Source organism: Kitasatospora sp. NPDC001261, from assembly GCF_042896795.1.
Lineage (GTDB): Bacteria > Actinomycetota > Actinomycetes > Streptomycetales > Streptomycetaceae > Kitasatospora.
This window is the reverse complement of sequence record NZ_JBIAXP010000010.1, coordinates 199,095-223,429: the sequence shown is the minus strand read 5'-3', so window position 1 is coordinate 223,429 and position 24,335 is coordinate 199,095. Positions and strand designations below refer to the sequence as shown.

General features: G+C 71.9%; 20 protein-coding genes and 1 riboswitch. Of the genes, 5 read left to right on the top strand and 15 right to left on the bottom strand.

The genetic code is table 11. The annotated features are described in order from the left end of the window. The 7 genes from ACFY4B_RS16150 to ACFY4B_RS16120 all read right to left on the bottom strand — a co-directional run. Positions 1-2,142 (bottom strand): right-handed parallel beta-helix repeat-containing protein (locus tag ACFY4B_RS16150; protein WP_387968345.1); only part of this gene is annotated, 2,142 nt, incomplete at its 3' end. Between the two features lie 249 nt (positions 2,143-2,391). Continuing rightward, on the bottom strand, positions 2,392-4,656 hold the full coding sequence (locus tag ACFY4B_RS16145; RefSeq protein WP_387968343.1) for a right-handed parallel beta-helix repeat-containing protein: 2,265 nt from the start codon (positions 4,654-4,656) through the stop codon (positions 2,392-2,394). Between the two features lie 297 nt (positions 4,657-4,953). Then, positions 4,954-5,643 (bottom strand): SDR family oxidoreductase, encoded by a 690-nt coding sequence (locus ACFY4B_RS16140; protein WP_049658860.1) that lies wholly within the window; start codon positions 5,641-5,643, stop codon positions 4,954-4,956. 13 nt (positions 5,644-5,656) lie between these two features. Continuing rightward, on the bottom strand, positions 5,657-6,181 hold the full coding sequence (locus ACFY4B_RS16135) for a TIGR00730 family Rossman fold protein (RefSeq protein ID WP_074001491.1): 525 nt from the start codon (positions 6,179-6,181) through the stop codon (positions 5,657-5,659). A 45-nt stretch (positions 6,182-6,226) separates the two neighbouring features. Further along, positions 6,227-6,784 (bottom strand): Uma2 family endonuclease, encoded by a 558-nt coding sequence (locus tag ACFY4B_RS16130; RefSeq protein ID WP_049658858.1) that lies wholly within the window; start codon positions 6,782-6,784, stop codon positions 6,227-6,229. A 116-nt stretch (positions 6,785-6,900) separates the two neighbouring features. Beyond that, the gene (gene mnmA / locus ACFY4B_RS16125; protein ID WP_049658857.1) at positions 6,901-8,037 is read right to left on the bottom strand and encodes a tRNA 2-thiouridine(34) synthase MnmA; all 1,137 of its coding nucleotides are present in this window, start codon (positions 8,035-8,037) and stop codon (positions 6,901-6,903) included. An 88-nt stretch (positions 8,038-8,125) separates the two neighbouring features. Next, positions 8,126-9,307: a cysteine desulfurase family protein gene (locus ACFY4B_RS16120; RefSeq protein ID WP_387968340.1), complete on the bottom strand. Its 1,182-nt coding sequence runs from the start codon at positions 9,305-9,307 to the stop codon at positions 8,126-8,128. Positions 9,308-9,488: 181 nt separating this feature from the next. Here ACFY4B_RS16120 and ACFY4B_RS16115 point away from each other — a divergent pair, with 181 nt between their 5' ends. Beyond that, entirely contained in the window at positions 9,489-10,256 is a 768-nt protein-coding gene (locus tag ACFY4B_RS16115) for an IclR family transcriptional regulator (protein ID WP_074001489.1), read from the top strand. Here the strand turns inward: ACFY4B_RS16115 and ACFY4B_RS16110 are convergent. Beyond that, positions 10,162-10,821: a trimeric intracellular cation channel family protein gene (locus ACFY4B_RS16110; protein WP_049660599.1), complete on the bottom strand. Its 660-nt coding sequence runs from the start codon at positions 10,819-10,821 to the stop codon at positions 10,162-10,164. The two genes, ACFY4B_RS16115 and ACFY4B_RS16110, sit on opposite strands and share 95 nt — an antisense overlap. A gap of 129 nt (positions 10,822-10,950) precedes the next feature. Here ACFY4B_RS16110 and ACFY4B_RS16105 point away from each other — a divergent pair, with 129 nt between their 5' ends. Continuing rightward, the gene (locus ACFY4B_RS16105) at positions 10,951-12,306 is read left to right on the top strand and encodes an acyltransferase family protein (protein ID WP_387968338.1); all 1,356 of its coding nucleotides are present in this window, start codon (positions 10,951-10,953) and stop codon (positions 12,304-12,306) included. Between the two features lie 70 nt (positions 12,307-12,376). On the opposite strand, the gene ACFY4B_RS16100 is transcribed toward ACFY4B_RS16105, so the two are convergent. The 7 genes from ACFY4B_RS16100 to ACFY4B_RS16070 all read right to left on the bottom strand — a co-directional run bounded on the left by ACFY4B_RS16100 (position 12,377) and on the right by ACFY4B_RS16070 (position 20,777). Next, positions 12,377-13,441, bottom strand: a complete 1,065-nt coding sequence (locus tag ACFY4B_RS16100; protein WP_049649103.1) for an ABC transporter ATP-binding protein — start codon at positions 13,439-13,441, stop codon at positions 12,377-12,379. Between the two features lie 34 nt (positions 13,442-13,475). Then, on the bottom strand, positions 13,476-14,543 hold the full coding sequence (locus ACFY4B_RS16095; protein WP_049649102.1) for an ABC transporter ATP-binding protein: 1,068 nt from the start codon (positions 14,541-14,543) through the stop codon (positions 13,476-13,478). After that, entirely contained in the window at positions 14,540-15,550 is a 1,011-nt protein-coding gene (locus ACFY4B_RS16090; RefSeq protein WP_049649101.1) for an ABC transporter permease, read from the bottom strand. Before ACFY4B_RS16090 ends, ACFY4B_RS16095 begins: the two co-directional genes overlap by 4 nt. Before the next feature lie 97 nt (positions 15,551-15,647). Beyond that, positions 15,648-17,414: an ABC transporter substrate-binding protein gene (locus tag ACFY4B_RS16085; protein WP_387968336.1), complete on the bottom strand. Its 1,767-nt coding sequence runs from the start codon at positions 17,412-17,414 to the stop codon at positions 15,648-15,650. Between the two features lie 86 nt (positions 17,415-17,500). Further along, positions 17,501-18,487, bottom strand: a complete 987-nt coding sequence (locus ACFY4B_RS16080) for an ABC transporter permease (RefSeq protein WP_049649099.1) — start codon at positions 18,485-18,487, stop codon at positions 17,501-17,503. Positions 18,488-18,933: 446 nt separating this feature from the next. Further along, entirely contained in the window at positions 18,934-19,857 is a 924-nt protein-coding gene (locus ACFY4B_RS16075) for an enhanced serine sensitivity protein SseB C-terminal domain-containing protein (protein WP_079271895.1), read from the bottom strand. 116 nt (positions 19,858-19,973) lie between these two features. After that, on the bottom strand, positions 19,974-20,777 hold the full coding sequence (locus ACFY4B_RS16070; RefSeq protein ID WP_117489618.1) for an enhanced serine sensitivity protein SseB C-terminal domain-containing protein: 804 nt from the start codon (positions 20,775-20,777) through the stop codon (positions 19,974-19,976). 210 nt (positions 20,778-20,987) lie between these two features. Continuing rightward, a riboswitch (glycine riboswitch) is annotated at positions 20,988-21,089 on the top strand. Positions 21,090-21,319: 230 nt separating this feature from the next. Here ACFY4B_RS16070 and gcvT point away from each other — a divergent pair. The 3 genes from gcvT (at position 21,320) to glyA (ending at position 24,271) form a co-directional block, all read left to right on the top strand. Next, the gene (gene gcvT / locus ACFY4B_RS16065) at positions 21,320-22,441 is read left to right on the top strand and encodes a glycine cleavage system aminomethyltransferase GcvT (protein WP_049649097.1); all 1,122 of its coding nucleotides are present in this window, start codon (positions 21,320-21,322) and stop codon (positions 22,439-22,441) included. Between the two features lie 100 nt (positions 22,442-22,541). After that, entirely contained in the window at positions 22,542-22,922 is a 381-nt protein-coding gene (gene gcvH, locus ACFY4B_RS16060; RefSeq protein ID WP_049649096.1) for a glycine cleavage system protein GcvH, read from the top strand. 80 nt (positions 22,923-23,002) lie between these two features. After that, positions 23,003-24,271: a serine hydroxymethyltransferase gene (gene glyA, locus ACFY4B_RS16055; RefSeq protein ID WP_049649095.1), complete on the top strand. Its 1,269-nt coding sequence runs from the start codon at positions 23,003-23,005 to the stop codon at positions 24,269-24,271. Positions 24,272-24,335: the final 64 nt, after the last annotated feature.

The following is a 24,335-nucleotide window of genomic DNA, read 5'->3' as shown; positions in this document are numbered from 1 at the left end:
GAAGTTCAGGTTCGAGGCGTTCGGCGCCGCGTCACCGTGCGGGTAGACGGTCAGGTGCCCGTCGGTGCCCGGCTCGGTGACCGTCACGTTCAGGGTCACCGCAGCGGCGTTCGGGATCTCGCCGACCGGGACGTCCACCGTGCCCCAGGCCGGGACGGTGGCCGCCGGGCGGACGCCCGACTCCCAGTAGGTGTCCTGGCGGGTGTCGAGGACCCGGATCGGGCCGGCCGGGCGGTAGCTGACCTTGCCCTCGGTGGCGTAGTAGCCGGCCAGGTCGGCGATCAGGTGCACGGTACCGCCGGAGACGTTCTGGAAGGACACCTTGCCGTCCTTCACCGGCACCGTCACCAGGTTCGGAATCGTCCGCCCGGCCGTCCAGTTGAGGTTCGACGCGTTCGGTGCCTTGTCACCGTGCGGGAAGACGGTGAGGTGGCCGTCGGTCTGCGGCTCGGTCACCGTCACGTTCATCGTCACCGCCGTCACGCCCGACGCCGGAACCCCGGCCACACCGGCCACCGGGAGGTCGACGGTGCCCCCGGCCGGAACCGCCTGCGCCGCCGGGACGCCGATCGGCGCCCGGGTGTCCAGCAGCCGGGTCGGGCCCTGGGCGTGGAACAGCGAACCCTTGGGGCTGTAGTAGCCCGCCAGGTCGGCGATCAGCTGCACCGTGCCGCCGGAGGCGTTGTAGAACGACACCTTCCCGTCCGTCACCGGAACCGTGACCAGGTTCGGGATCGTCCGCCCGGCGACCCAGTTCAGGTTCGACGAGTTGGGCGCCGCGTCACCGTGCGGGTACACGGTGAGGTGCCCGGCCTCCCGCGGGTCGGTGACCGTCACGTTCATCGTCACGGCGGTGACACCGGTCGCCGGGACCCCGGCCACGCCGGCCACCTGGAGGTCGACGGTGCCCCAGGCCGGGACGGGCTGCGCCGTCGGCACGCCGATCGGCTGACGGGTGTCCAGCAGCCGGGTCGGACCGGCCGGGGTGAAGGCGCTGCCGATGTCGAGCATCTCGTAGGCACCGCGGTCGCGGAAGCCGCTGCCCGTACCGGTGTTGGCGACCGTCGGGTCGTCCACCGGGGCCTGGCCGCCGCGGTCGGTCGGCAGCATGCCCGGGGCGGTCTCGTCCGCCGAGTCGATCCGGTGGTCGACCGGGGCGTCCGGGCCCTTCGGCACGTAGGTCAGGGCGACGAAGTCGTGCACGCCCTGGCCGGTGTTCGCGGTGAGCTGGTCCTGGGTGCCGAAGGGGGCGCCGGCCCAGCTGTAGGGCGCGCCGCCGCTGCGCGGGTCGATCAGGTTGTAGTCGACCTTGGTGCCCGCGGTGGCGTTCGCCCCGACGGTGATCCCGGTGGCGGCGGCCGGGGTGGCGCAGGCCGCGTTCTGGTTCTTCGCGGTGTTCACCACGTTGTTCTCGACCACCGCGCCGGTCGAGCCGCCGTCCAGCACGATCCCGGCGAAGCAGGACGAGGTGACGGTGTTGGCCACCACGACGGTGTTCGGCGCGTCCTTGACCAGGATCCCGGTCATGTCGGACACGTAGTTGGCCTGGACCACGTTGGTGGTCAGGACGGTCCCGGTGGAGCCGCCGTCGACCTGGAGCAGCGGGCCGGGCGCGTAGCTGAAGTCGCCGCGGGCCCAGGTGACCTTGTCGGAGGCGTCGGTGATCCGGACGCCGCCGCCCGAGGCCGCGATGTTCGTGAAGGAGACGTCGTGCCCGCCGTCGACCACGACGGCCGGACGCTGGTTGCTCAGCACCGTCAGGTTCTCGAAGCGCAGGTGGTCGGCGCCCTTGACCACGATGGCGCTGTCCGGGCGGTTCGGCGCCCCGCCGCTGAGCGAGGCGACGCCGCCCGACGAGTACTGCTGGGCCTGGCTGCGGAAGGTGATCGGGGCGTCGGCGGTGCCGGAGCGGGTCACGGTCACCGCGGTGTCGACGTAGGACCCGGCCGCGATCTCGACGGTCTGCCCCGGCTGGACGACCGCCGCGGCGGCCGCGACGTGGCAGAACGGCGCCGACTGGGCGCCGCTGCCGCTGTCGGTGCAGTTCGCACCCGCGGCGTTGTCGACGTAGAGCGTGCCGCCCGCCGCGGCCGCGCCGCTCGCGACGACGGCCGGCAGACCGACCGCCCCGAGCAGCGTCACGCCGGCGGCGAGGGCCGTACGGAGTCTGGAAATGGGATCCCCCTGGGCATTGTGCAGCGCTGATGACGCTTTCCGGCCCCCCTGTGTCCTGAACTGATCGGCTGGAGGGCGGAGCGGATCATTCCACAGCGGAAGGGGCCGCGCCAACGACAAATCCGCAGGCCACCGCACCGCACGCGAACGGCCCCGGAGTCGAGCGCGGGGGCTCGGCTCCGGGGCCGTCGGGGCGGGCGCGGGTGCGCGTACGGGTCAGTACGCCTGGTAGCCGAACAGGTCGACGATCAGGTGCAGCGGAGCACCGCTCGCGTTGTAGAACGAGACCCTGCCGTCCTTGACCGGGACGACCACCTGGTTGGGGATGGTCTCGCCGGGCAGGAAGTTCAGGTTCGAGGCGTTCGGCGCCGCGTCACCGTGCGGGTAGACGGTCAGGTGCCCGTCGGTGCCCGGCTCGGTGACCGTCACGTTCAGGGTCAGCGCGGTGACGTTGGGGATCTCGCCGACCGGGATCTCCACCGTGCCCCAGGCCGGGACGGTGCCCGCGGGGCGGGCCTCCGAGTCCCAGTTGGCGTCCTGGCGGGTGTCGAGGAGCCGGTACGGGCCGGCCGGGCGGTAGCTGACCTTGCCCTCGGCGCTGTAGTAGCCGGCGAGGTCGGCGATCAGGTGCACGGTGCCGCCGGAGGCGTTGTAGAACGAGACCTTGCCGTCCTTCACCGGCACCGTCACCAGGTTCGGGATCGTGCGCCCGGCCGTCCAGTTGAGGTTGGAGGCGTCCGGCGCCTTGCCGCCGTGCGGGTAGACGGTCAGGTGCCCGTCCTGCTCCGGGTCGGTGACCGTCACGTTCATCGTGACGGCGGTGACACCGGCCGCCGGGACGCCCGCGACGGCGGTGACCGGCAGGTCCACGGTGCCCCAGGCCGGGACCGCCTGGGCCGACGGGACGCCGATCGGCGCCCGGGTGTCCAGCAGCCGCGTCGGGCCCTGGGCGTGGAACAGCGAACCCTTGGTGCCGTAGTAGCCGGCGAGGTCCGCGATCAGGTGCACCGTGCCGCCGGAGGCGTTGTAGAACGACACCTTCCCGTCCGTCACCGGAACGGTCACCAGGTTCGGGATCGTCCGGCCGGCGACCCAGTTCAGGTTCGACGAGTTCGGCGCGGCGTCACCGTGCGGGTAGACGGTCAGGTGGCCGTCGGCGCCCGGCTCGGTCACCGTCACGTTCAGCGTCACGGCCGTCACGCCCTCCGCCGGAACGCCCGCGACACCGGTCACCTGGAGGTCGACGGTGCCCCAGGCCGGAACCGCCTGGGCCGACGGGACGCCGATCGGCGCCCGGGTGTCCAGCAGCCGGGTCGGACCGGCCGGGGTGAACGCGCTGCCGATGTCGAGCATCTCGTAGGCACCGCGGTCGCGGATGCCGCTGCCCGTACCGGTGTTGGGGACCGTCACGTCGTCCGCCGGGGCCCAGCCGCCGCGGTCGGTCGGCAGCATGCCCGGGGCGTTCTCGTCCGCCGAGTCGACGGTGACGTCCAGCGGCGCGTTCGGCCCCTTCTGGACCCACGACGGGGCGAAGAAGTCGTGCGCGCCCTGGCCGGTGGCGGCGGTGAACGCCTGCTGGACGGCGTACGGGACGCCGCCCCAGTGGTAGGCCGCGGCGTCGCTGCGCGAGTCGACCACGTTGTAGTCGGCCTTGAGGCCCGGGACGGAGTTCACCGCGACGGTGATCCCGGTGGCGCCGGTGGCCTTGGCCCCGCAGGACTTCTCCAGGTTGGCCGCCGTGTTCACCACGTTGTTCTCGACCACCGCACCGGTCGAGGTGCCGTCCAGCACGATCCCGCCGAAGCAGTTCGTGTTCAGCGAGTTGCTCACCACGACGGTGTCCGGCGAGTCCTGCACCACGATGCCGGTCGAGTTGTAGCCGGAGTTGGGCTGCACCACGTTGGTGGTCAGAACGGTTCCGGTGGAACCGCCGTCGACGGTGATCCCCGGCCCCGCCGAGCCGATGCTGCCGCGTCCGAACACCACCTTGTCGGACGCGCCGGTGATCCGGACACCGGTGCCGCCGAGGACGGAGGTGTTGTCGAACACCACGTCCCGGGCGCCGCTCACCACGATCGACGGCTTCAGGTAGCCCGCGTCGAACGTCAGGTTCTCGAAGCGGACGTGCTGGGCGCCCGTGACGAGGAAACCGTTGGTCTGCTGGTTCCACCCGCCGATGCGGGCACCGCCGCCCGGGCTGTTCTCGTTCTTCGTCGCCCGGAAGGTGATCGGCGCCTCGGCCGTGCCCGACTTCGTGACGGTCAGGTCCTCGGGGTACGCCCCGTCGGCGATGTCCACCGTCTGCCCCGGCCGGACGACGGCCGCGGCCGCGCCGATGGTGCAGAACGGCGCCGACTGGGCGCCCGTGCCGCCGTCGGTGCAGTGCGCACCCGCGGCGTTGTTGACGTGGAGCGTGCTGTCGGCCGCGGCCGCGCCGCCCGCGGAGACGGCCGGCAGACCGACCGCCCCGAGCAGCGTCACACCGGCGGCGAGGGCCGTACGGAATCTGGAAATGGGAACCCCCCTGGGCACTTTGAAGCGCGAATGACGCCTTTACCCTCCGTTGGTCCGTCCTTGATCGACTGGAGGGCGGAGCGGATCATTCCACAACCGGTGGGGGCGCGCCAACGACAAATCCGCAGGCCGCCGCACCCCCGCGCGAACGGCCCCGGCGCCGAGCGGAGGGCTCGGTGCCGGGGCCGTCGGGCACGCGGACGTGGTGTCGAACTCCGGTGGGCGCGCGGGGCGTCGGCCGTTGCCGGTGTCCCGCGCGGCGCGTCAGCGCCCCGGGCGGACGGTGATGTCGGTGATCTCCGCGTCGCGGGAGGCGTCGAGGGCGGCGAGGACCGCCTTGGCGACGGACTCCGGCTCGATCCAGCGGTCGGCGTCGTACTCCTTGCCCTCCTGCTGGTGCACCTTGACCTGCATCGCGGTGGCGGTGCGGCCGGGGTAGACGGAGGTGACCCGGACGCCGTTGGCGTGCTCCTCGTGGCGCAGCGCGTCGGCGAGCGCCTTGAGGCCGTGCTTGCTGGCCGCGTACGCCGACCACTCGGCGTGGGCGTTCAGGCCGGCGCCGGAGTTCACGAAGAGCACATGGCCCTTGACCAGCCGGATCGACGGCAGCAGGAGGCGGGTCAGCTCGGCGGGGGCGACGAGGTTGACGTTGAGCGTCTCCTGCCAGGCCTTGGGGGTCAGGTCACCGACCGGGCCGAGCTCGACGACGCCCGCGACGTGCAGGAGGGAGTCGAGCTCGACGGGCAGCTGCTGGTGGCCGAAGGCCCAGGAGAGCTTGCCCGGGTCGCCGAGGTCCCCGACGAGGGTGCGGGCCCCGGGGAAGCGCTCGCGCAGCTCGGCGGCCCGGCGGGCGTCGCGGGCGAGCAGCCAGAGCTCGTCCCCGCGCTCGGCGAGTCGCTCGGCGAGGACGGCGCCGATGCCGGAGCCGGCGCCGGTGATCAGATGTGCAGCCATGGACCCGATCCTCTCAGGCCTTGAGCTGGGCGAAGACCTCGGCGGGGGTGTCCGCGAAGGTGATCAGCTCGGCGAGCGGGCGCGGCAGGAAGCCCTCGGCGTCCATCCGCTCCATCTGGGTGCGCAGGCCGGAGTAGAAGCCCTCGGTGTCCAGCACGACCACCGGCTTGTCGAACATCCCGTGCTTCTTGAGCTCCAGCACCTCGGTCACCTCGTCCAGGGTGCCCAGCCCGCCCACCAGGACGACGATCGCGTCGGCCCGGGCCGCCAGCTCCGCCTTCCGCTCGGGGAGGTCGGCGGTCCACACCAGCTCGTCGGCGCCGACGTACGCCTTGTGCCGCAGCATCTCGACCATCACGCCGACCAGTCGGCCGCCGGCCGCCTTCACCTCGTCGGCGAGCAGCCCCATCAGCCCGGCGTTCGAGCCGCCCCACACCAGGGTGTGCCCGCCCTCCCCCAGGAGCCGGGCGAACTCGGCGGCGGGGGCGGAGTAGCGGTCGTCGAGCGAGTACGCGGAGCAGAAGACAGAGATATTCATAGTGTCGTCTGGTCTATCACGCCCCCTGCCCACCGCTCACCGCCATTACTCGGTGTACGGCACGAGCTTCGACAGGCTCAGGCTGAAGCCGAAGGGCTCCGGGATGGTGATCGCGTCGCCGAACTTCCGGTCGCTGCGGGTGTGGTAGCGGTCGTGGTTCGGCTCGGAGAACAGCGTCACCGTCTGCTGGCGCGGGTCCACGATCAGGTACAGCGGGATGCGCATCACGGCGTAGTCGTGCAGCTTGTCCATCCAGTCGTTGCCCGGGTTGGACGGCGAGACGATCTCCACGGCGATCAGGGCTTCGGCGGCAGGGGCTTTGTTACCCGGCTGGGAGAGGACGTCGAGGGGGAGGTAGGTCAGGTCCGGCTCACGCCCCTTGGAGACGTCCGGGCTGACGATCTCGCTCCGCTCGCTGGGAAGGTAGCCGTCAGGAGCGTGCTGCTCGAACTGCCTGCGCACCTGGGCCACGTTGAGCTGATGGATGTTGGACGGCGACGCCTGCATGATCAGCGTGTCTCCGGACCATTCGATCCGGACGCCTTCCGGGGTGATCCGCTCCAGCTCCTCGATGAACTCGCGGTGCTGCTCGTAGAAGGTCATGCCGTCCACTATGGCCGACCGGGCCGACATCTCACCCGCTGCCGGTCGGCCTGCCGACACCGGGATCCAGCCGGGCCTCTGCGTGGACAGGAGGCCCGGCCGCCGGCCGCTGCCGCTCAGGCGGTGACGGCCGGGCGCTCGGTGGTGGCGATGGTGGCGGAGCCGACGACGCGGGTGCCGTCGTAGAGGACCACGGCCTGGCCGGGGGCGATGCCGCGCACCGGGGTGTCCAGCCGCACCCGCAGTTCGCCGTCGACGACCGAGGCGCTCACCGGCACCTCCTCGCCGTGGGCGCGGAGCTGGGCGGTGTAGCGCCCGTCGGCGAGGGGCTCGGTGCCGCACCAGCGGGGGCGGATGGCGGTCAGCCCGGTGACGTCGAGGCCCTCGACCGGGCCGACCGTCACGGTGTTGTTCACCGGGGAGATGTCCAGGACGTAGCGCGGCTTGCCGTCGGCGGCCGGGCGGCCGATCCGCAGGCCCTTGCGCTGGCCGATGGTGAAGCCGTACGCGCCGTCGTGCTCGCCGAGCTTGGTGCCGTCGGCGTCGAGGATGTCGCCGGGCGCGGTGCCGAGGTGCTTGGCGAGGAAGCCCTGGGTGTCGCCGTCGGCGATGAAGCAGATGTCGTGGCTGTCGGGCTTCTTGGCGACGGCCAGGCCGCGGCGCTCGGCCTCGGCCCGGATCTCCTCCTTGGTGGTGTCACCGAGCGGGAAGAGCGAGTGGGCGAGCTGGTCGGCGTCGAGGACGCCGAGGACGTAGGACTGGTCCTTGGCGGAGTCGACGGCCCGGTGCAGTTCGCGCGCGCCGGAGGGCAGGTCGACGATCCGGGCATAGTGGCCGGTGCAGACGGCGTCGAAGCCGAGGGCGACGGCCTTGTCCAGCAGCGCCGCGAACTTGATCTTCTCGTTGCAGCGCAGGCACGGGTTGGGCGTGCGCCCGGCCGCGTACTCGGCGACGAAGTCGTCGATGACGTCCTCGCGGAAGCGCTCGGCGAGGTCCCAGACGTAGAAGGGGATGCCGATCACGTCGGCCGCCCGCCAGGCGTCCCGGGAGTCCTCGATGGTGCAGCAGCCGCGCGCGCCGGTCCGGAAGGACTGCGGGTTGCTGGACAGCGCCAGGTGGACGCCGGTCACCTCGTGTCCGGCTTCGACGGCGCGGGCGGCGGCGACGGCGGAGTCGACTCCGCCGGACATCGCCGCGAGCACGCGCAGACGGCCGGTGGACGGAGTGGTCGGGGCACCCGGGAAGTCAGTCATGATGGCAACAAGGGTACGGGGTGGCCCGGCTGTTCCCGGAAGACGGGATCAGCGCCGGACGGCCGGGAACGGCGCCGCACGGCCGGGATCAGCGCCGGACGGAGGCCAGCCCGGCGTTGCGCGCCCGCTGCACCGCCGGCCCGATGGCCGCCGCCAGCGCCGTCACGTCCTCCCGCACCGAGGTGTGGCCGAGCGAGAACCGCAGCGACGCGCGCGCCAGCAGCGGGTCGACGCCCATCGCGAGCAGCACGTGGCTGGGTTGCGGCACCCCGGCGGAGCAGGCGGAGCCGGTCGAGCACTCGATGCCCTGGGCGTCCAGCAGCATCAGCAGGGCGTCGCCCTCGCAGCCGGGGAAGGAGAAGTGCGCGTTGGCGGGCAGCCGCCCGGCCGCGGACGGGTCGCCGTTGAGGATCGCGTCGGGGACGGCGTCCAGCACCGAGGCCACCAGTTCGTCCCGCAGCGCGCCCAGCGTAACGGTGTGCTCGGCCCGCCGTTCGACGGCGATCGCGGCGGCCGCCGCGAAGCCGGCCGCGCCGGGGGCGTCCAGGGTGCCGGAGCGCACGTCGCGCTCCTGCCCGCCGCCGTGCAGCAGCGGTACGGGCGCGGCGCCCCGGGAGAGCAGCAGCGCGCCGATGCCGAACGGGCCGCCGATCTTGTGTCCGGTGACGGTGAGCGCGGTGAGGCCGGATTCGGCGAAGGAGACCGGGACCTGACCGAGCGCCTGCACCGCGTCGGCGTGCACGGGGATGCCGTACTCGGCCGCCACGGCGGTCAGTTCGCGGACCAGCTGGACGGTGCCGACCTCGTTGTTGGCCCACATCACGGTGACCAGCGCCACCGACGCCGGGTCGCGTTCGATCGCGGACCGCAGCGCCTCGGGGTGCACCCGGCCGTGCTCGTCGACCGGCAGGTACTCGACGGCGGCGCCCTCGTGCTCGGAGAGCCAGTGCACCGCGTCCAGCACCGCGTGGTGCTCGACCGGGCTGCACAGCACCCGGGTGCGGGCCGGGTCGGCGTCCCGGCGGGCCCAGTACAGGCCCTTGACCGCGAGGTTGTCGGACTCGGTGCCGCCGCCGGTGAGCACGATCTCGCTGGGGCGGGCGCCCAGCGACTCGGCCAGCGACTCCCGGGACTCCTCGACCACCCGGCGGGCCCGGCGGCCGGCCGCGTGCAGGGCCGAGGCGTTGCCGACCACCCCCAGGTGCGCCGTCATCGCGGCGATCGCCTCGGGCAGCATCGGCGTGGTCGCCGCATGGTCCAGGTATGGCATAACCATCCGATTGTAGAGCGCCGCACGGAGCGGGGTTCCGGCCCGGGGCACCGATCCAGCCACCGCCCGCACGGGCCGGACGCACCACGGCCGGACGGCCGCGTCCGGTACTGGTTTGTACCACTGAGCCACCCAGCGGTTAGCCTGACGCCACCAGTCAGCCGGATCCACGGGGAACGCCATGTCGCAGTCGGTCGACCGCGCGCTGACCCTGCTCGACGCGCTCGGCGACGCACCGCTCTCGCTGGAGCAGGCCGCCAGCAGCCTCGGGGTGCACAAGTCCACCGCCCTGCGGCTGCTGCGCACCCTGGAGGAGCACGGCTTCGCCCGCCGCCAGCCGGACCTGCGCTACCGGATCGGCGGCCGGGTGCTCTCGCTGGCCCACCGCGCGCTGGAGGACTTCGACGTCCGGCAGGTCGCCGCGCCGTACCTGGCCGCGCTCAACGCCCGCTGCGGCTACACCGTCCGGCTCGCCGTGCTGCACGACGGCGAGGTGCTCTACCTGGACGAGGTGGCCGGGCCGCCGGGCGCGGAGCCGTCCCGGATCGGGCGCCGGGCCCCGGTCGACGGGACGGCGGTCGGCCGGGTGCTGCTCGCCGGGCTGTCCGCGGACGACGCCCGCGCGGAGCCCGAGCTGGCGGCGGTGCGCCGCCGGGGCTGGGCGGCCGAGTCGCGCGAGCACCGGGAGCCGGTGACCTGCGTGGCCGCGCCGGTCGCGGGCAGCGGCGGGCGGACGGTCGCGGCCTGCGCGCTGAGCGCCCCGGCGAGCGAGGTTCCGCCGGCCGAACTGGCCAGGATGGTGCCGGAACTGCTCTGCACGGCCGAGGCGATCTCGCTCGCGTACGGCGGCTCGCCTACTCCTCGCTGGTGCGAGAACCGTTGCGGTGCCAGGCCCGCGGGGCACGCCAGCCGTACTTCAGGGCGAGCATCCGCAGCCCGAAGGCGGTGAGCGCGGCGGCGGTGCCGGTCACGCCGGTGAGCCGGTCGGTGGCGATCAGCAGGGCGACGACGGTGGCGCCGACCAGGGCCGGGACGGCGTAGATCTCCCGGTCCCAGCGCAGCAGCGAGGGGATCTCCCCGGCGAGTATGTCGCGGATCACGCCGCCGCCGGCCGCGGTCACCATGCCGAGCGCGATCGCGGCGACGGCGCCGAGTCCGAAGTCGTGGGCCTTGGCGGTGCCGGTCACGCAGAACAGCCCGAGCCCGAGGGCGTCCAGGGTCTGCACCGCCCGGTTGATCCGCTCGACCTCCGGGTGCAGGAAGAACACCACCAGGGCGGCGCCCAGCGGGGTCACGAAGTAGCCGAGGTTGGTGAACGCGGCGACCGGCGTCGCGCCGATCACCAGGTCGCGCATCACGCCGCCGCCGAGGGCGGTGACCTCCGCCAGCACACAGATGCCGAAGATGTCCATGTTCTTGCGGACGGCGAGCAGGCCCCCGGAGAGGGCGAAGACGAAGATGCCGACGAGGTCCAGCGACTGCTGGACGTCGGTCGGGAAGAGCTGGGATGTCACCGTCCATGTGTACCCGATGTGCACGGATGTGCCGGTGAACGTCCGTTCTCCGGATGCGAACGCACCGCCGGAAGGGTGCCGGACGGCTTGCGCGCCGTCCGGCCGGACCTGCTCGGCTAGCCTCCGCCTGTGAAGCTCGTGAAGCCCAGGTCGGCCCCGGCGTCACCGCCGGAGCCGTCGAAGTCGCCGCCGGAACCGCCCGCCTCCGCCAGGCTCGGCTGGCTCGACGCGCTGCGCGGCGTCGCCGCCCTCGCCGTCGCCATGCACCACTTCGGACTGCTCGGCAAGATCCCCCACGCGGACCGGGTGCCGCGCCAGCTGGACCTCGGCTTCTTCGGCGTGATGCTGTTCTTCCTGGTCAGCGGGTACATCATCCCGGCGTCGCTGGAACGGCGCGGCGACGTCCGGGCGTTCTGGACCGGGCGGCTCTTCCGCATCTACCCCGCGGTGGCCGTCACGATCGTGGCGAGCCTGCTGGTGCTGCCCCGCGGCGGCCAGATCGTCCAGAGCTTCCCCTTCGACCACCCGGTGCTGTCGCTCGCCGCCAACGGCCTGCTGCTCCAGGACCTGGTGGGGGTGCCCAGCGCCATCGGCGTGATGTGGTCGCTCACCTACGAGATGGTCTTCTACTACTTCGTGTGCGCGCTGTTCGTGCGGGGGTGGCACCGGAACAGCGCGCCGATCGCGGTCGGCTTCGCGTCCGTCGCCCTGGTGCTCGGCACCTGGCTGCCGATCGGCGGGATCTCGGTGGACCTGGCGGCCACCAGGCACCTGGTGGCGGTGGCCGGGATCGTGGTGCTGATGGCGATGGCGTGCATCGCCACCGCCCGTCCGGACCTGACCCGTTGGGGCGCGCTGCTGCTCGGCGGCCTGGGCCTGGTCCTGATCACGGTGAACAACCGGAGCACCGGCTTCGAGACCATGCTGATCTTCGCGACGATGTTCGCCGGCACCGTGCTGTACCGGCTGGAGCACGGCCTGCTCGACCGGCTCCCGGCCCTGCTCTGCTGCGCCTTCGTGGTCGTCGCCGGCGTCACGGTCGGCTACCTGTACAACCGGGACACCGCGCTCTGGCACACCTGGACCCCTTCGTGGCAGTCCTTCTCCCTCGCCTACCTGGCCGCCTGGGCCCTGTTCGCGGCGGCCATGCTGCTGCGCCGCCGCCGCTTCCCGCGCTGGCTGAGCGGGCTCGGCACGATCAGCTTCTCGGTCTACCTGCTGCACGGGCCGCTGATGTACTTCGTCGGCTGGAGGCTCCAGGGCTACCCGCCGATCGTCGGGCCGACGGGGCAGGCCGCGCTCACCCTCGGCTACCTGGGGGCGCTCGTGGTGCTCTCCTACCTGTCGTACCGGCTGGTCGAGATCCCGTTCCAGCGCCTCGGCCGCCGGGTGGTCCGGGCGCTGGACCGCCGCTTCCCGGCCCCCGCCCCGGGCCCGCGCGAACCGGCGCCGAAGCCCGGACCGGTGTCGGCCGCGGGCGTCTGAGGCACGTACGCGAGAGGCCGCCCGCCCCGGGGGTCCGGGGCGGGCGGCCTCTCGCGTCCGTGCGGGGACCTCAGGCCTTGGCGTCGGCCGGAGCGTTCCCCGGAGCGTTCTCGGGGAAGTGGCACGCCACCTGGTGCCCGGTCTCGAGCACCGCCAGCGGCGGCTCCTGGCTCGCGCACACGTCCTGCGCCTTCCAGCACCGGGTGCGGAAGCGGCAGCCGCTGGGCGGGTTGATCGGCGAGGGGACGTCGCCCTTGAGCAGGATCCGGTCGCGGCCCGCGCGCTGGCGGCGGCGCGGGTCCGGGACGGGCACGGCGGACATCAGCGCGTTGGTGTACGGGTGCATCGGGCTGCGGTAGAGCGAGTCCCGGTCGGCGATCTCCACGATCTTGCCGAGGTACATCACCGCGACCCGGTCCGAGACGTGCCGGACCACCGAGAGGTCGTGCGCGATGATCAGGTAGGTCAGCCCGAGCTCCTGCTGGAGGTCGTCCAGCAGGTTGACCACCTGCGCCTGGATCGACACGTCCAGGGCGGAGACCGGCTCGTCCGCGATGATCATCTTCGGCTTCAGCGCGAGCGCCCGGGCGATGCCGATGCGCTGGCGCTGGCCGCCGGAGAACTCGTGCGGGTAGCGGTTGTAGTGCTCGGGGCTGAGCCCGCACAGCTCCAGCAGCTCCTGGACGGCCTTCTTGAGGCCGCCCTCGGGCACCGCGTTCTGGAGCCGGAACGGCGCGCCGACGATGGTGCCGACGGTGTGCCGGGGGTTCAGCGAGGAGTACGGGTCCTGGAAGATCATCTGGATGTCTCGGCGCAGCGGCCGCATCGCCCCGACGCTCAGGTGGCTGATGTCGGTGCCCTCGAACTCGATGGTCCCGCCGGTCGGTTCGTCGAGCCGGGTGACCAGTCGGCCCATGGTCGACTTGCCGCAGCCGGACTCGCCCACGACGCCCAGCGTCTCGCCGGCGTTGACGGTGAAGTCGATGCCGTCGACGGCCCGCACCGCGCCGGTCTGGCGCCGCAGCAGCCCGCCGCGGATCGGGAAGTGCCGGGTCAGGCCGGCCACCTTCAGCAGCGGCTCACGGCCGGGGGCGGGTGCCGACCGCGGGGTCGGAGCCGCCTGAGTGTCCGTCATCGGTTCTCTCCAGAAAGGTGGTACGAGGCCGGGCTCACAGCCGGGGCGCGATCTCTTCGGCGAAGATGCGGTGCCGCTCGCCGGCCGCCAGGTGGCAGGCCGCGAAGTGCCCGGGCACGGCCTCGGCCAGTGCCGGGACCTCGCTCGTGGAGCGCCCGTCGGTCAGGGCGGCGTACGGGCAGCGCGGGTGGAAGGCGCAGCCGGACGGCACGTTGATCAGGCTGGGCGGGGTGCCCTTGACCGGCACCAGCCGGTCCTGGAGTTCCCGGTCCAGTCGCGGCATCGAGCCCAGCAGGCCCCAGGTGTACGGGTGTTCGGGCGCGTCGAAGAGGGTCTCGGCCGGGCCGCGCTCGACGCACTTGCCGCCGTACATGACCAGGATGTCGTCGGCCAGTTCGGCGACCACCCCGAGGTCGTGGGTGATGATGATGACCGCGGAGCCGAACTCCTCCTGGAGGTCGCGGATGAGGTCCAGGATCTGCGCCTGGACGGTGACGTCCAGGGCGGTGGTGGGCTCGTCGGCGATCAGCAGCGAGGGGTCGTTGACCAGCGCCATGGCGATCATGGCGCGCTGGCGCATGCCGCCGGAGAACTGGTGCGGGTAGTCGTCGACCCGGCGGTCCGGCTGCGGGATGCCGACCCGGTCGAGCATCTCGACCGCGCGGGTCCGGGCCTGCTTCTTGGTGGCCTGGGGGTGGTGCACCCGGTAGGCCTCGACGATCTGCTGCCCCACCGTGTAGTAGGGGTGCATCGCGGTCAGCGGGTCCTGGAAGATCATCGCCAGTTCGCGGCCGCGCAGTTGGCGCACCCGGTCCGGGCCGGCCGCGATCAGGTCCTCGCCGTTCAGCCGGATCTCGCCGCTGATCCGGGCCCGCTTGGAGCGGTGCAGGCCCATGATGCCGAGCGAGGTGACGGACTTGCCGGAGCCGGACTCGCCGACGATGCCGAGGGTGCGTCCCTTGTGCAGGTCGAAGCTGACCCCGTCCACCGAGCGGACCAGGCCGTCGTCGGTGTCGAAGTGGATCCGCAGGTCGCGCACGGAGAGGAAGGGGTCGCCGGCCGGGGCGGGAGCGGCCGCCGGGTCCTTCTGGAGGTCGGTCACGAGAGCCTCACCCGGGGGTCGACGAGGGCGTACAGGAGGTCGACCACGAGGTTGCAGGCGACGATGAAGAAGGCGGCGAGCAGGGTGACGCCGAGGATCTTGGGCAGGTCGTTGTCGGAGATCGCCTGGACGGCGAACTGGCCGACGCCCTGGAGCGAGAAGACCTGCTCGGTGATCAGCGCGCCGCCGAGCAGCAGCCCGAGGTCCATGCCGAAGATCGTGACGATCGGGGTGAGCGCGGCGCGCAGCCCGTGCCGGGCGACGACCTTGCGCTCGACCAGGCCCTTGGCCCGGGCGGTGCGGATGTAGTCCTCGCTCATGGTCTCCAGCATCCCGGCGCGGGTGAGCCGGGCGTAGAGCGCGGAGTAGAGGAAGGCCAGCGAGATCCAGGGCAGGATCAGGTTGCGGGCCCACATCAGCGGGTCGTCGGTGAAGTCGACGTAGTGCAGGTTGTCCAGGATCGGCCACTCGTAGCTGAACAGCGTGAGCAGCAGCGCGCCGGTGAAGAAGACCGGCAGCGAGACGCCGGCGAGCGCGACGCCCATGGAGAGTCGGTCGAAGATCGACCGCGGCTTCAGGGCGGAGACGACGCCGGTGGCGACGCCGGAGACCAGCCAGAGCACGGCCGCACCGGCGGCGAGCGAGATGGTGATCGGGATCCGCTTGGTCAGCTCGGGCCAGACCTCCAGGTGGTTCTTGAAGGAGTAGCCGAAGCAGGGCACGTGACAGGTGGCCGGTTCCGGTCCGAAGTGGTACTCGGCGCCGCTGACCAGCCCCTTCAGGAAGTTCCAGTACTGGGTGTACAGCGGCTGGTCGAGGCCGAGGTTCTGCTTGACCGCCGCGATCGCGTCCGGCGACGGGTTCTTCCCGATGTACTGGGCGGCCAGTTGGTCGGCCGTCTCGCCCGCGAGGCGCGGGAGCAGGAAGAAGATCGCGAAGGTGACCGCGCTGACGACCAGCAGCAAAATCGCCGCCGCGAAGATCCTGCGGATGATGTAGGCAAACACAGTTGGGCGGCTCCGGCGGCCGCCGCCGTCCGGGATCTTCCGGACGGCGGCGGGCGCCGCTGCCTTCACCTGCCTTCAGGGATGCGGAGCCAGGCTCTTACTTGACGCCGATGTTCAGGTAGTCGTACTCGCCCGAGAACGCCGAGGTGGAGACCACGTTGGTGGCGTTGTCCGGGCGGTACAGGAAGACCTTGAAGTAGGTCAGCGGGACGTAGACCGCCTGGTCCATGACCTTCTTGTCGACGTCGCCGTAGATCTTCTCGCGGGCCGTCTTGTCGGGGTTGATCGCGGCGTCGTCGAGCAGCTTGTTGACCGCGGGGTTGTCCAGCTGGGCCAGGTTGTTGTTGCCGGACGGCTTGATGGTGCGGCCGTCGACGATCTGCTGGAGGAAGCCGTAGCCGGTCGGCCAGTCGGCACCCCACTGCATCATCATCAGGCCGATGTTGTGCTCGGCCGCGAACTGCGGGGAGCCGGCGCTGTCCTGGAGGTACTTGCCCTGCGGGTACTGCTGGATCTCGGCGTTGATGCCGACCTTCTTCAGCGCGGCCTGGATCGAGGTGGCCGCGGCGACCTCGGTGGCGCGCTCGGTGCGGGCGGAGAGGACGGTGTTGATGCCGCCCTCCTTGCCGCAGGCCTTCAGGGCCTCCTTGGCCTTGGCCTCGTCGCCCTTGTTGTCCTTGGTCTCGTACGTGTTGAAGTCCTGGTGGCCCGGGATGTCCGGCGGGAGCACCGTGTTGGCGATCTGGCCGCGGATCGGGCCGCCGAGGGCGGTCTGCACCGAGACCTTGTCGACCGCGTACTGCACGGCCTTGCGGCACTCGATGTTGTCGAACGGCGCGAGCTTGGAGTTGATCGCCATGTAGACCAGGCGGCCGCCGTAGGCGTTGTCGGTGCTGGCCTTCAGCTTCTGGTTCTGGAGGATCTGCGCCTGGGTCTGCGGGTCGACGCCGCCGCCCACCAGGTCGACCTGGGCGTTGCCGGCCAGCAGGTCCTTGTCGATGGTGGACTGGTCGATGTTCATCCGGAGCACGATCTTGTCCGCGAGCTGCTTGCGGATCGGGTCGGTGCTCGCGTCCCAGTTGGTGTTCGGGACCAGGACGGCCTGCTTGCCGTCCTCGTAGGACTCGAACTTGTAGGAGCCCGAGGAGACGATCTTCTTCACGTACTCCGAGCCGGTGTCCTTGGCCTGCGGGACCGGCGCGGTCTGCGGGGCGCTGACCAGGTAGTCGAAGTCGGCGAAGGGCTGCTTCAGGTGGAAGACCACCGTGGTGTCGTCGGGCGTCTCGATCGAGTCGAGGCCGCCCTCCTTGTCCTTGTACGGACCGGCGTACGGCGTGGCGTTGTCGACCAGCAGGTCGTGGAAGTAGACCGGGCCGTTGGAGTTCACGTCCAGCGCGTAGTTCGAGCGCTCGACGGCGTACTTGACGTCCTTCGAGGAGATCGGGGTGCCGTCGTCGTACTTCAGGCCCTTGCGCAGCTTGTACGTCCAGGTCAGGCCGTCCGCGCTGACCTGGCCCATCGACTCGGCGAGGTCGGGGACGAGCTTGTTGCCCTCCTCGCCCGGCGCCGGGTTGAAGGTGGTCAGCGGACGGGCGTACAGGCGCGAGAAGTTGTAGATGTACGCGTAGTACGTGTTGCCCGGGTCGAGCGAGTCCGGGGTGCCCTTCATCTCGTAGGTGACCGTCCCGCCCTTCTTGTCCGAGGCGTTGACGATGCCCTTGGTGGCGGCGTTGGCGCCGGAGCCGCCTCCGGTGCCGGAGGACGAGGCGGAACCGGTGTCCTTCGACGAGCTGGTGCAACCGGTCACGACCAGGACGGCGGCGGCTGCGGCCGCGGTCAGGGCGACGGTACGGGACCTACGCATGGGTGAGATCAACCCCTTGGGGATGGGAGGCGGTGAAGGAGAGCCTTGACGGCGCATCACATGATGCGTGGTCATGTGCGGCGGGATCAGTTGCTCTTGGGATCGAGGGCGTCGCGAAGACCGTCGCCGAGCAGGTTGAAGGCGAGCACGGTGACGAAGATCGCCAGACCGGGGACCACCATGTACTGGGGGTCCACCTGGTAGTACCGGATCGCGTCCTGGAGCATCCCGCCCCAGGAGGCCTGCGGCGGCTGGATGCCGACGCCGAGGAAGCTCAGCCCCGCCTCGAAGAGGATGTTGGTCGGGATCAGCAGGGTCGAGTAGACCAGGATCGGACCGACCAGGTTGGGCAGCAGCTCCTTGAACAGGATGAACGGGCCGCGGGCGCCGAGGCTGCGGGCCGCGTGGACGAACTCCCGCTCGCGCAGCGAGAGCGTCTGGCCGCGCACGATCCGGCCCATGTAGGGCCAGTTGAAGAAGCCGATCACGAAGATCAGCACCAGCATGTGCAGCGGCAGGCCGTGCAGGCCGAAGGCTCCGCCCTGGAGCGAGGTCGAGATCGCGATGGCGAAGAGCAGCAGCGGGAAGGCCAGGAAGACGTCCATCACCCGGCTGATCACGGTGTCCACCCAGCCGCCGTAGTAGCCGGCCATGATGCCGAGCACGGTGCCGATGGTGTTGGACAGCAGGGTCGCGCCGAAGGCGACCAGCAGGGAGACCCAGGAGCCCTCGATGACGCGGGTGAGCAGGTCACGGCCCTGCAGCGGGTCGATGCCGAGCGGGTGTTCGAGGCTCATGCCGCCCCAGTCGCCGAACGGCAGACCGCCGAGGTCGGCGTCCAGCAGGTCCTGGTGGAGGGCGTCCGGGTCGAGCCCGAACATCGACTCGATCGGCTTGGCCAGCACGGCGAGCATGATCAGCAGGATCACCACGACGCCGCCGGCGACGGCGGCCTTGTCCCGCTTGAAGCGGGTCCAGGCGATCTGGCCGAGGGAGCGGCCCTCGATCTTCTTGGCCGGTCCGGCGGCGGCTGCTGCCTCCGGCTCGTTCCCGGCGGTGGTCACGGATGTCATGGTCAGTTGGTCCCCTCGCCGACGGTGGCCGGCCCACGGGTGCCGGTCGCCGTCTTCGGCGGTGCGGCTGCGGACGTGCGGAGGTGCTTAGGAGGAGCGGGTGTTGACGGCAGTGCGTCGTGCACAGGCACTGCCACCACGCGGGATGGGCGTCGCGTGGACGGGCTTGTCGGCGTGCGCGCTCACCTTTGTGGGGTTCCAGCACGCGCGGTGCGTTGCGCAGAACTCTCTGCCATCCGAACTGGCTTGCGCCAGCCCTGACAACCGACAGATGCCCAACTGTGATCTGCGTGCATGCACCTCCCCGATCTTCGGCATATACCTCTTCACATGGCTGTAACTGCCATGTCAAGATGACCGGGCCGCACATCCGGAAATTCGTCCGGAAAGCATCGAAGCCGACTTGACGGACAATCAAGTCGGCTTCGGAGAATGGGTTTTGGGATTCAGCGCCCGGGGTAGCCGGGCCACGGCCGCTGCGGCTGCTGCTGCCAGCCCTGCGCCGGCGGCTGGGTGCCGTACGCGTAGCCCGGCATCGACTGCCCGGGGTACGGCGGCGGGGGCACCGGCGGGTACGGGCCGGTCGGCGGGCGGCCCGCCTCCCGGTCGAAGAACGGCCGCGCGTTGGCGCGCATCCACAGCGCCACCGGGTCGTACTCGTCCGACATCGCCACCGTGGACACCGCGAGCCCCTCCGGGGCCACCGCGATCGCGCGCTGCATCAGCGCCCGCACCGCCTCCACCGCCGGCGGCGAACTCTCGTAGAGGTCAAGGCCGATGGCCAGGTACGGCTCCCCCACCGCGGGCTGCACCCAGGCCCGGCGCAGCGCCCGGACCGCGCGCACCTCGGCGGCCTGCCGCTCCAGCAGCGCGAAGAACGGCTGGGCGTTCAACTGCGGCTCGCTGAGCTTCAAAGGCCCGGCCGGCAGCCGGTCCAGGCCCGCGGCGACCCGCCGGAGGTCCGCCCAGGGCACCCCGACGCCGCCGCCGGGGGCGTGCGGGTTGAGCCACAGGCCCCAGCGGGTGCGGTACAGCGAGGCCGCGATCTCCCGGCCGGAGACGACCTCGTGGGCCCGCGCCCAGCCGGAGGCGGTCAGCTGCTCGGGCGAGGTGACGGCCGGCGCGTAGCCGTGGCCGCTGATCTCCATGTTCCCGTACTGCGCGTCCGGGCTGCCCGGCGTGCCGTGCCACAGCAGCATCCAGACCCGGCCGTCCGCCAGCGCGTGCAGCAGCCGCTCGTACGCGTCGTAGCGCTCCGGCGCGACGTCGCGCAGGGCGCGCTCCAACGCGCCGGGATCAGCTCCCGGGCGCCCGGCCGGTGCCTGGCCCCAGGGCCCCGGCACACCGCCCGCTCCCGTTCCCGCACTCATGCGCCCACCTCGCCGCGCCTCTTTCCCTCAACCCGCCGACCCGTCGGCCGTCTGCACGCACCCTATGGCGCGGCACCGGCCACCGCCACGGCGACGTGCCTCTGATCCGGACCCGCTCACGCCCGCGTGTGGAAAGGCAGTACCCGGGTGAGCAGCCACTCGACCACCGGGTCGTCGGCGAGGTCGAGCAGTACGAGGTGGACGCCCCCGGGCAGCGGCGCGGTTCCCAGCGCTCGCCCGAGTGCCTCGTTCACCGCGGCCGGGTCGGCCGGGGCCGCCGGGTCCAACTGGACGCCCACGAACATCACGGTCGGTTCGCCCTCGATGCTGGCCAGCGCCCTGCGGGCGGTCAACACACCGGGCAGCGCCGACAGTTCGCTCCGGCAGGCGGCCAGGAAGTGCTCCGGGTCCTCGCCCGGCACCGGCTCGCGCAGCGCCACCCGGCCGCCGGTCGGCTCCGCGGCGCCCTCGGCCTGCTCCCAGCGGTCCTCGCGCGGGCCGCGGCGCAGCTCGGCGACCCCCTGCGGCGGCACCGGGAGGCCCACCGGCGCGTCCGGGTTCACCGCGATGCCGAGGCCCAGCGGCAGCCCGCGGGCGAACTCCCACACCGGCGCGATCGCGAAGGCCATCCCCGGCGCCTGCTGGAGGAACACCTCCTGCGAGGAGAACACCGGCACGTACGGGTCGCCGCCCAGCTCGATGGTCGGCAGGTCGAGCGCCTGGCCCTGCGGGTCGGCCCCGGCCGGCAGCGGCACCCACACCTGGCTGCGCGCCAGCACCTCGAACACCCGTGGGGTCGCGCCCGGGTCGCCCAGGGCCGCGGTCAGCACCTGCTCCAGTTCGTTGGCCGGCCAGGAGCCGCCCGCCGGCGCCTCCTCCGGTCCGCCCCACCCCTGCTGCTGCTCCACCGGGTACCCCATGCGCCGCCGATTCCGCCCTCTGCCGTCGGCCGCCCACTGCCGCACCGACGCGCAGCAGTCTAGAGGCGTGCGGGGGGTGTGGTCAGGACTCGTGTTCGGGTCCCGCGCGGTGTGACCGGGTCCCCCCCTCCCCTCGTCGTCCGGGACGTGCCATGATGTGCCCGTCCGACGGCATGCGCCGCGGGCCCCCACAACTCCATACCGGCCGCTCGAACCCGCGCGGGAGAGCCCGGAGTGCCGCTCAGGCACAGCCGGCGCCGAAGGAGCAAGTCCTCCCCGGAATCTCTCAGGCACCCCTACCGCACGGGTTAGGCACATCTGGAAAGCGGCGCCCGGCCCTGTCGTGCGCCCACCCACGGTGCAAGCCGTCATGCTGTCCCCCAAGCTGGAAACGGCTGCGGGCGGCGGGGCGGTGAAGCTCTCAGGTTCGACGACAGATGGGGAGACCCACGCCGCCGCATGCCCGCGCGCAGGGTCGGCCCCCCAGCGGGTCCGGTCCGGTGCGTGCACCCCTGAGTGCCCCGACCGAGGAGTTCCTGGCCATGTCGTCCCTCCGCCTGACCGCGCTCGACGCGCTGCACCGCGCCCTCGGCGCGACCATGACCGACTTCGCCGGCTGGGACATGCCGCTGCGCTACGGCAGCGAGCGCGAGGAGCACCTCGCCGTCCGCACCAAGGCCGGCCTGTTCGACCTCTCGCACATGGGCGAGATCACCGTCACCGGCCCGCAGGCCGGCGAGATGCTGGACCACGCCCTGGTCGGCTTCGTCTCCGCGCTGGGCGAGCTGCGCGCCCGCTACACCATGATCTGCGCCGAGGACGGCGGCATCCTGGACGACCTGATCGTCTACCGCCTGCGCGAGGACGCCTTCCTGGTCGTCGCCAACGCCTCCAACGCCCAGCTGGTCCTCGACGAGCTGATCGCCCGTGCCAAGGGCTTCGACGCCGTCGTCACCGACGACCGCGACACCTACGCGCTGATCGCCGTCCAGGGCCCGGAGGCCACCGGCATCCTGGCCGACACCACCGACGCCGACCTGCCCGGCCTGAAGTACTACGCGATCCTCCCGGCCTTCGTGGCCGACCGCGAGGTGCTGCTCGCCCGCACCGGCTACACCGGCGAGGACGGCTTCGAGATCTTCTGCCACCCGGCCGACGCCGAGCCGGTCTGGCAGGCGCTGACCGCCGCCGGCGCGGACCGCGGCCTGGTCCCCTGCGGCCTGTCCTGCCGCGACACGCTGCGCCTGGAGGCCGGCATGCCGCTGTACGGGCACGAGCTGTCCACCGACCTGACCCCGTTCGACGCCGGCCTGGGCCGGGTCGTCCGCTTCGACAAGACCACCAACGAGGGCGCCTTCGTCGGCCGCAAGGCCCTGGAGGCGGCCGCCGCCGCGGCCGAGACCAACCCGCCGAAGGTGCTGGTCGGCCTGGTCTCCGACGGCAAGCGGGTGCCGCGCGCCGAGTACACCGTGGTCTCCACCGAGGGCGAGCCGATCGGCCGGATCACCTCCGGCGCGCCGTCCCCGACCCTGGGGCAGCCGATCGCGATGGCCTACGTCGACGCCGCCCACGCCGCCCCCGGCACCACCGTCGCGGTGGACGTGCGCGGCAAGCACGAGCCCGTCAGGGTCGTGGCGCTGCCGTTCTACAAGCGCGCCCGCTGACCCCTCGCACGCCCCCTCGTTTTCCCATACGCGCACGTCGCAGCCGTCCGCGCGGCGGCCCGCTTCGTCGTACCCGCTTCCCATCCTGGAGAATGACGCCATGAGCAACCCCCAGCACCTTCAGTACACCAAGGAGCACGAGTGGCTGACGGCCGCCGTGGACGGTGTCTCCACGATCGGTATCACCAAGCACGCCGCGGACGCGCTCGGTGACATCGTCTACGTGCAGCTGCCCGAGGTCGGCGAGACCGTGACCGCCGGCGAGACCTGTGGCGAGCTGGAGTCCACCAAGTCGGTCAGCGACCTGTTCTCCCCGGTGACCGGCGAGGTCACCGAGGTCAACCCGGACGTCCTGGACAACAACGCCCTCGTCAACAGCGACCCCTTCGAGGGCGGCTGGCTGTTCAAGGTGCGCGTCGAGGCCACCGACGAGCTGCTCAGCGCCGACGAGTACGACGCGCTCACCAACCCCCAGGGCTGAGCCCCCGACGGGACGGGCCGCCGCACCGCGGTCCGTCCCGCCCTGGCCCCTTTCCCTCCTCCTCCCGGGAAGACCACACCATGACTGTTCTCAACCAGTCCCTGCACGCCCTCGACCCGGAGATCGCCGCCGCGGTCGACGCCGAGCTGCACCGCCAGCAGACCACCCTGGAGATGATCGCCTCCGAGAACTTCGCCCCGGTGGCGGTCATGGAGGCCCAGGGCTCGGTGCTCACCAACAAGTACGCGGAGGGCTACCCCGGCCGCCGCTACTACGGTGGCTGCGAGCACGTCGACGTGGTCGAGCAGATCGCGATCGACCGCATCAAGGCCCTGTTCGGGGCCGAGCACGCCAACGTCCAGCCGCACTCCGGCGCGCAGGCCAACGCCGCCGCGATGTTCGCGCTGATCCAGCCGGGCGACACCATCCTGGGCCTGAGCCTGGCCCACGGCGGTCACCTGACCCACGGCATGAAGATCAACTTCTCCGGCAAGCTCTACAACGTGGCCGCGTACCACGTGGACGAGAAGACCGGCCAGGTCGACATGGCCGAGGTCGAGCGCCTCGCCAAGGAGCACCAGCCGAAGCTGATCATCGCCGGCTGGTCCGCCTACCCGCGCCAGCTCGACTTCGCCGCGTTCCGCCGGATCGCCGACGAGGTCGGCGCGCTGCTCATGGTGGACATGGCGCACTTCGCCGGCCTGGTGGCCGCCGGGCTGCACCCGAACCCGGTGCCCTACGCGGACGTGGTCACCACCACGACCCACAAGACCCTGGGCGGCCCGCGCGGCGGCGTCATCCTGTCCAAGGCCGAGTTCGCCAAGAAGATCAACTCCGCGGTCTTCCCCGGCCAGCAGGGCGGCCCGCTGGAGCACGTGATCGCCGGCAAGGCGGTCGCCTTCAAGGTCGCGGCCTCCGAGGAGTTCAAGGAGCGCCAGCAGCGCACCCTGGACGGCGCCCGCATCCTCGCCGAGCGCCTGCTCCAGGCCGACGTGGCCGAGGCCGGCGCCAGCGTGCTCTCCGGCGGCACCGACGTCCACCTGGTCCTGGTCGACCTGCGCAACAGCCAGCTCGACGGCCAGCAGGCCGAGGACCGGCTGCACGAGGTCGGCATCACCGTCAACCGCAACGCCATCCCGAACGACCCGCGCCCGCCGATGGTCACCTCGGGCCTGCGCATCGGCACCCCGGCCCTGGCCACCCGCGGCTTCCAGGCCGAGGACTTCCGCGAGGTCGCCGACATCATCGCCGAGGCGCTCAAGCCCGCCTTCGACGAGACCGTCGCCGACGCGCTGAAGGCCCGGGTCTCCGCCCTGGCCGCGAAGTACCCGCTCTACCCGAACCTCTGATCACTCCGGTGATCGTTCGGGCGGGGTGACCGGCCTCACCCCTCCGGCGTACCAGGCACCCCGG

What these genes read in the sequence shown, in the direction of transcription:
- glyA (WP_049649095.1), top strand. Translation starts at nt 23,003, where the DNA reads ATGACTGTTCTCAACCAGTCCCTGCACGCCCTCGACCCGGAGATCGCC.
- ACFY4B_RS16135 (WP_074001491.1), bottom strand. Translation starts at nt 6,181, where the DNA reads ATGAATATCTCTGTCTTCTGCTCCGCGTACTCGCTCGACGACCGCTAC.
- ACFY4B_RS16070 (WP_117489618.1), bottom strand. Translation starts at nt 20,777, where the DNA reads ATGGGGTACCCGGTGGAGCAGCAGCAGGGGTGGGGCGGACCGGAGGAG.
- ACFY4B_RS16140 (WP_049658860.1), bottom strand. Translation starts at nt 5,643, where the DNA reads ATGGCTGCACATCTGATCACCGGCGCCGGCTCCGGCATCGGCGCCGTC.
- ACFY4B_RS16085 (WP_387968336.1), bottom strand. Translation starts at nt 17,414, where the DNA reads ATGCGTAGGTCCCGTACCGTCGCCCTGACCGCGGCCGCAGCCGCCGCC.
- gcvH (WP_049649096.1), top strand. Translation starts at nt 22,542, where the DNA reads ATGAGCAACCCCCAGCACCTTCAGTACACCAAGGAGCACGAGTGGCTG.
- ACFY4B_RS16080 (WP_049649099.1), bottom strand. Translation starts at nt 18,487, where the DNA reads ATGACATCCGTGACCACCGCCGGGAACGAGCCGGAGGCAGCAGCCGCC.
- ACFY4B_RS16120 (WP_387968340.1), bottom strand. Translation starts at nt 9,307, where the DNA reads ATGCCATACCTGGACCATGCGGCGACCACGCCGATGCTGCCCGAGGCG.
- mnmA (WP_049658857.1), bottom strand. Translation starts at nt 8,037, where the DNA reads ATGACTGACTTCCCGGGTGCCCCGACCACTCCGTCCACCGGCCGTCTG.
- ACFY4B_RS16115 (WP_074001489.1), top strand. Translation starts at nt 9,489, where the DNA reads ATGTCGCAGTCGGTCGACCGCGCGCTGACCCTGCTCGACGCGCTCGGC.
- gcvT (WP_049649097.1), top strand. Translation starts at nt 21,320, where the DNA reads ATGTCGTCCCTCCGCCTGACCGCGCTCGACGCGCTGCACCGCGCCCTC.
- ACFY4B_RS16075 (WP_079271895.1), bottom strand. Translation starts at nt 19,857, where the DNA reads ATGAGTGCGGGAACGGGAGCGGGCGGTGTGCCGGGGCCCTGGGGCCAG.
- ACFY4B_RS16130 (WP_049658858.1), bottom strand. Translation starts at nt 6,784, where the DNA reads ATGACCTTCTACGAGCAGCACCGCGAGTTCATCGAGGAGCTGGAGCGG.
- ACFY4B_RS16100 (WP_049649103.1), bottom strand. Translation starts at nt 13,441, where the DNA reads ATGACGGACACTCAGGCGGCTCCGACCCCGCGGTCGGCACCCGCCCCC.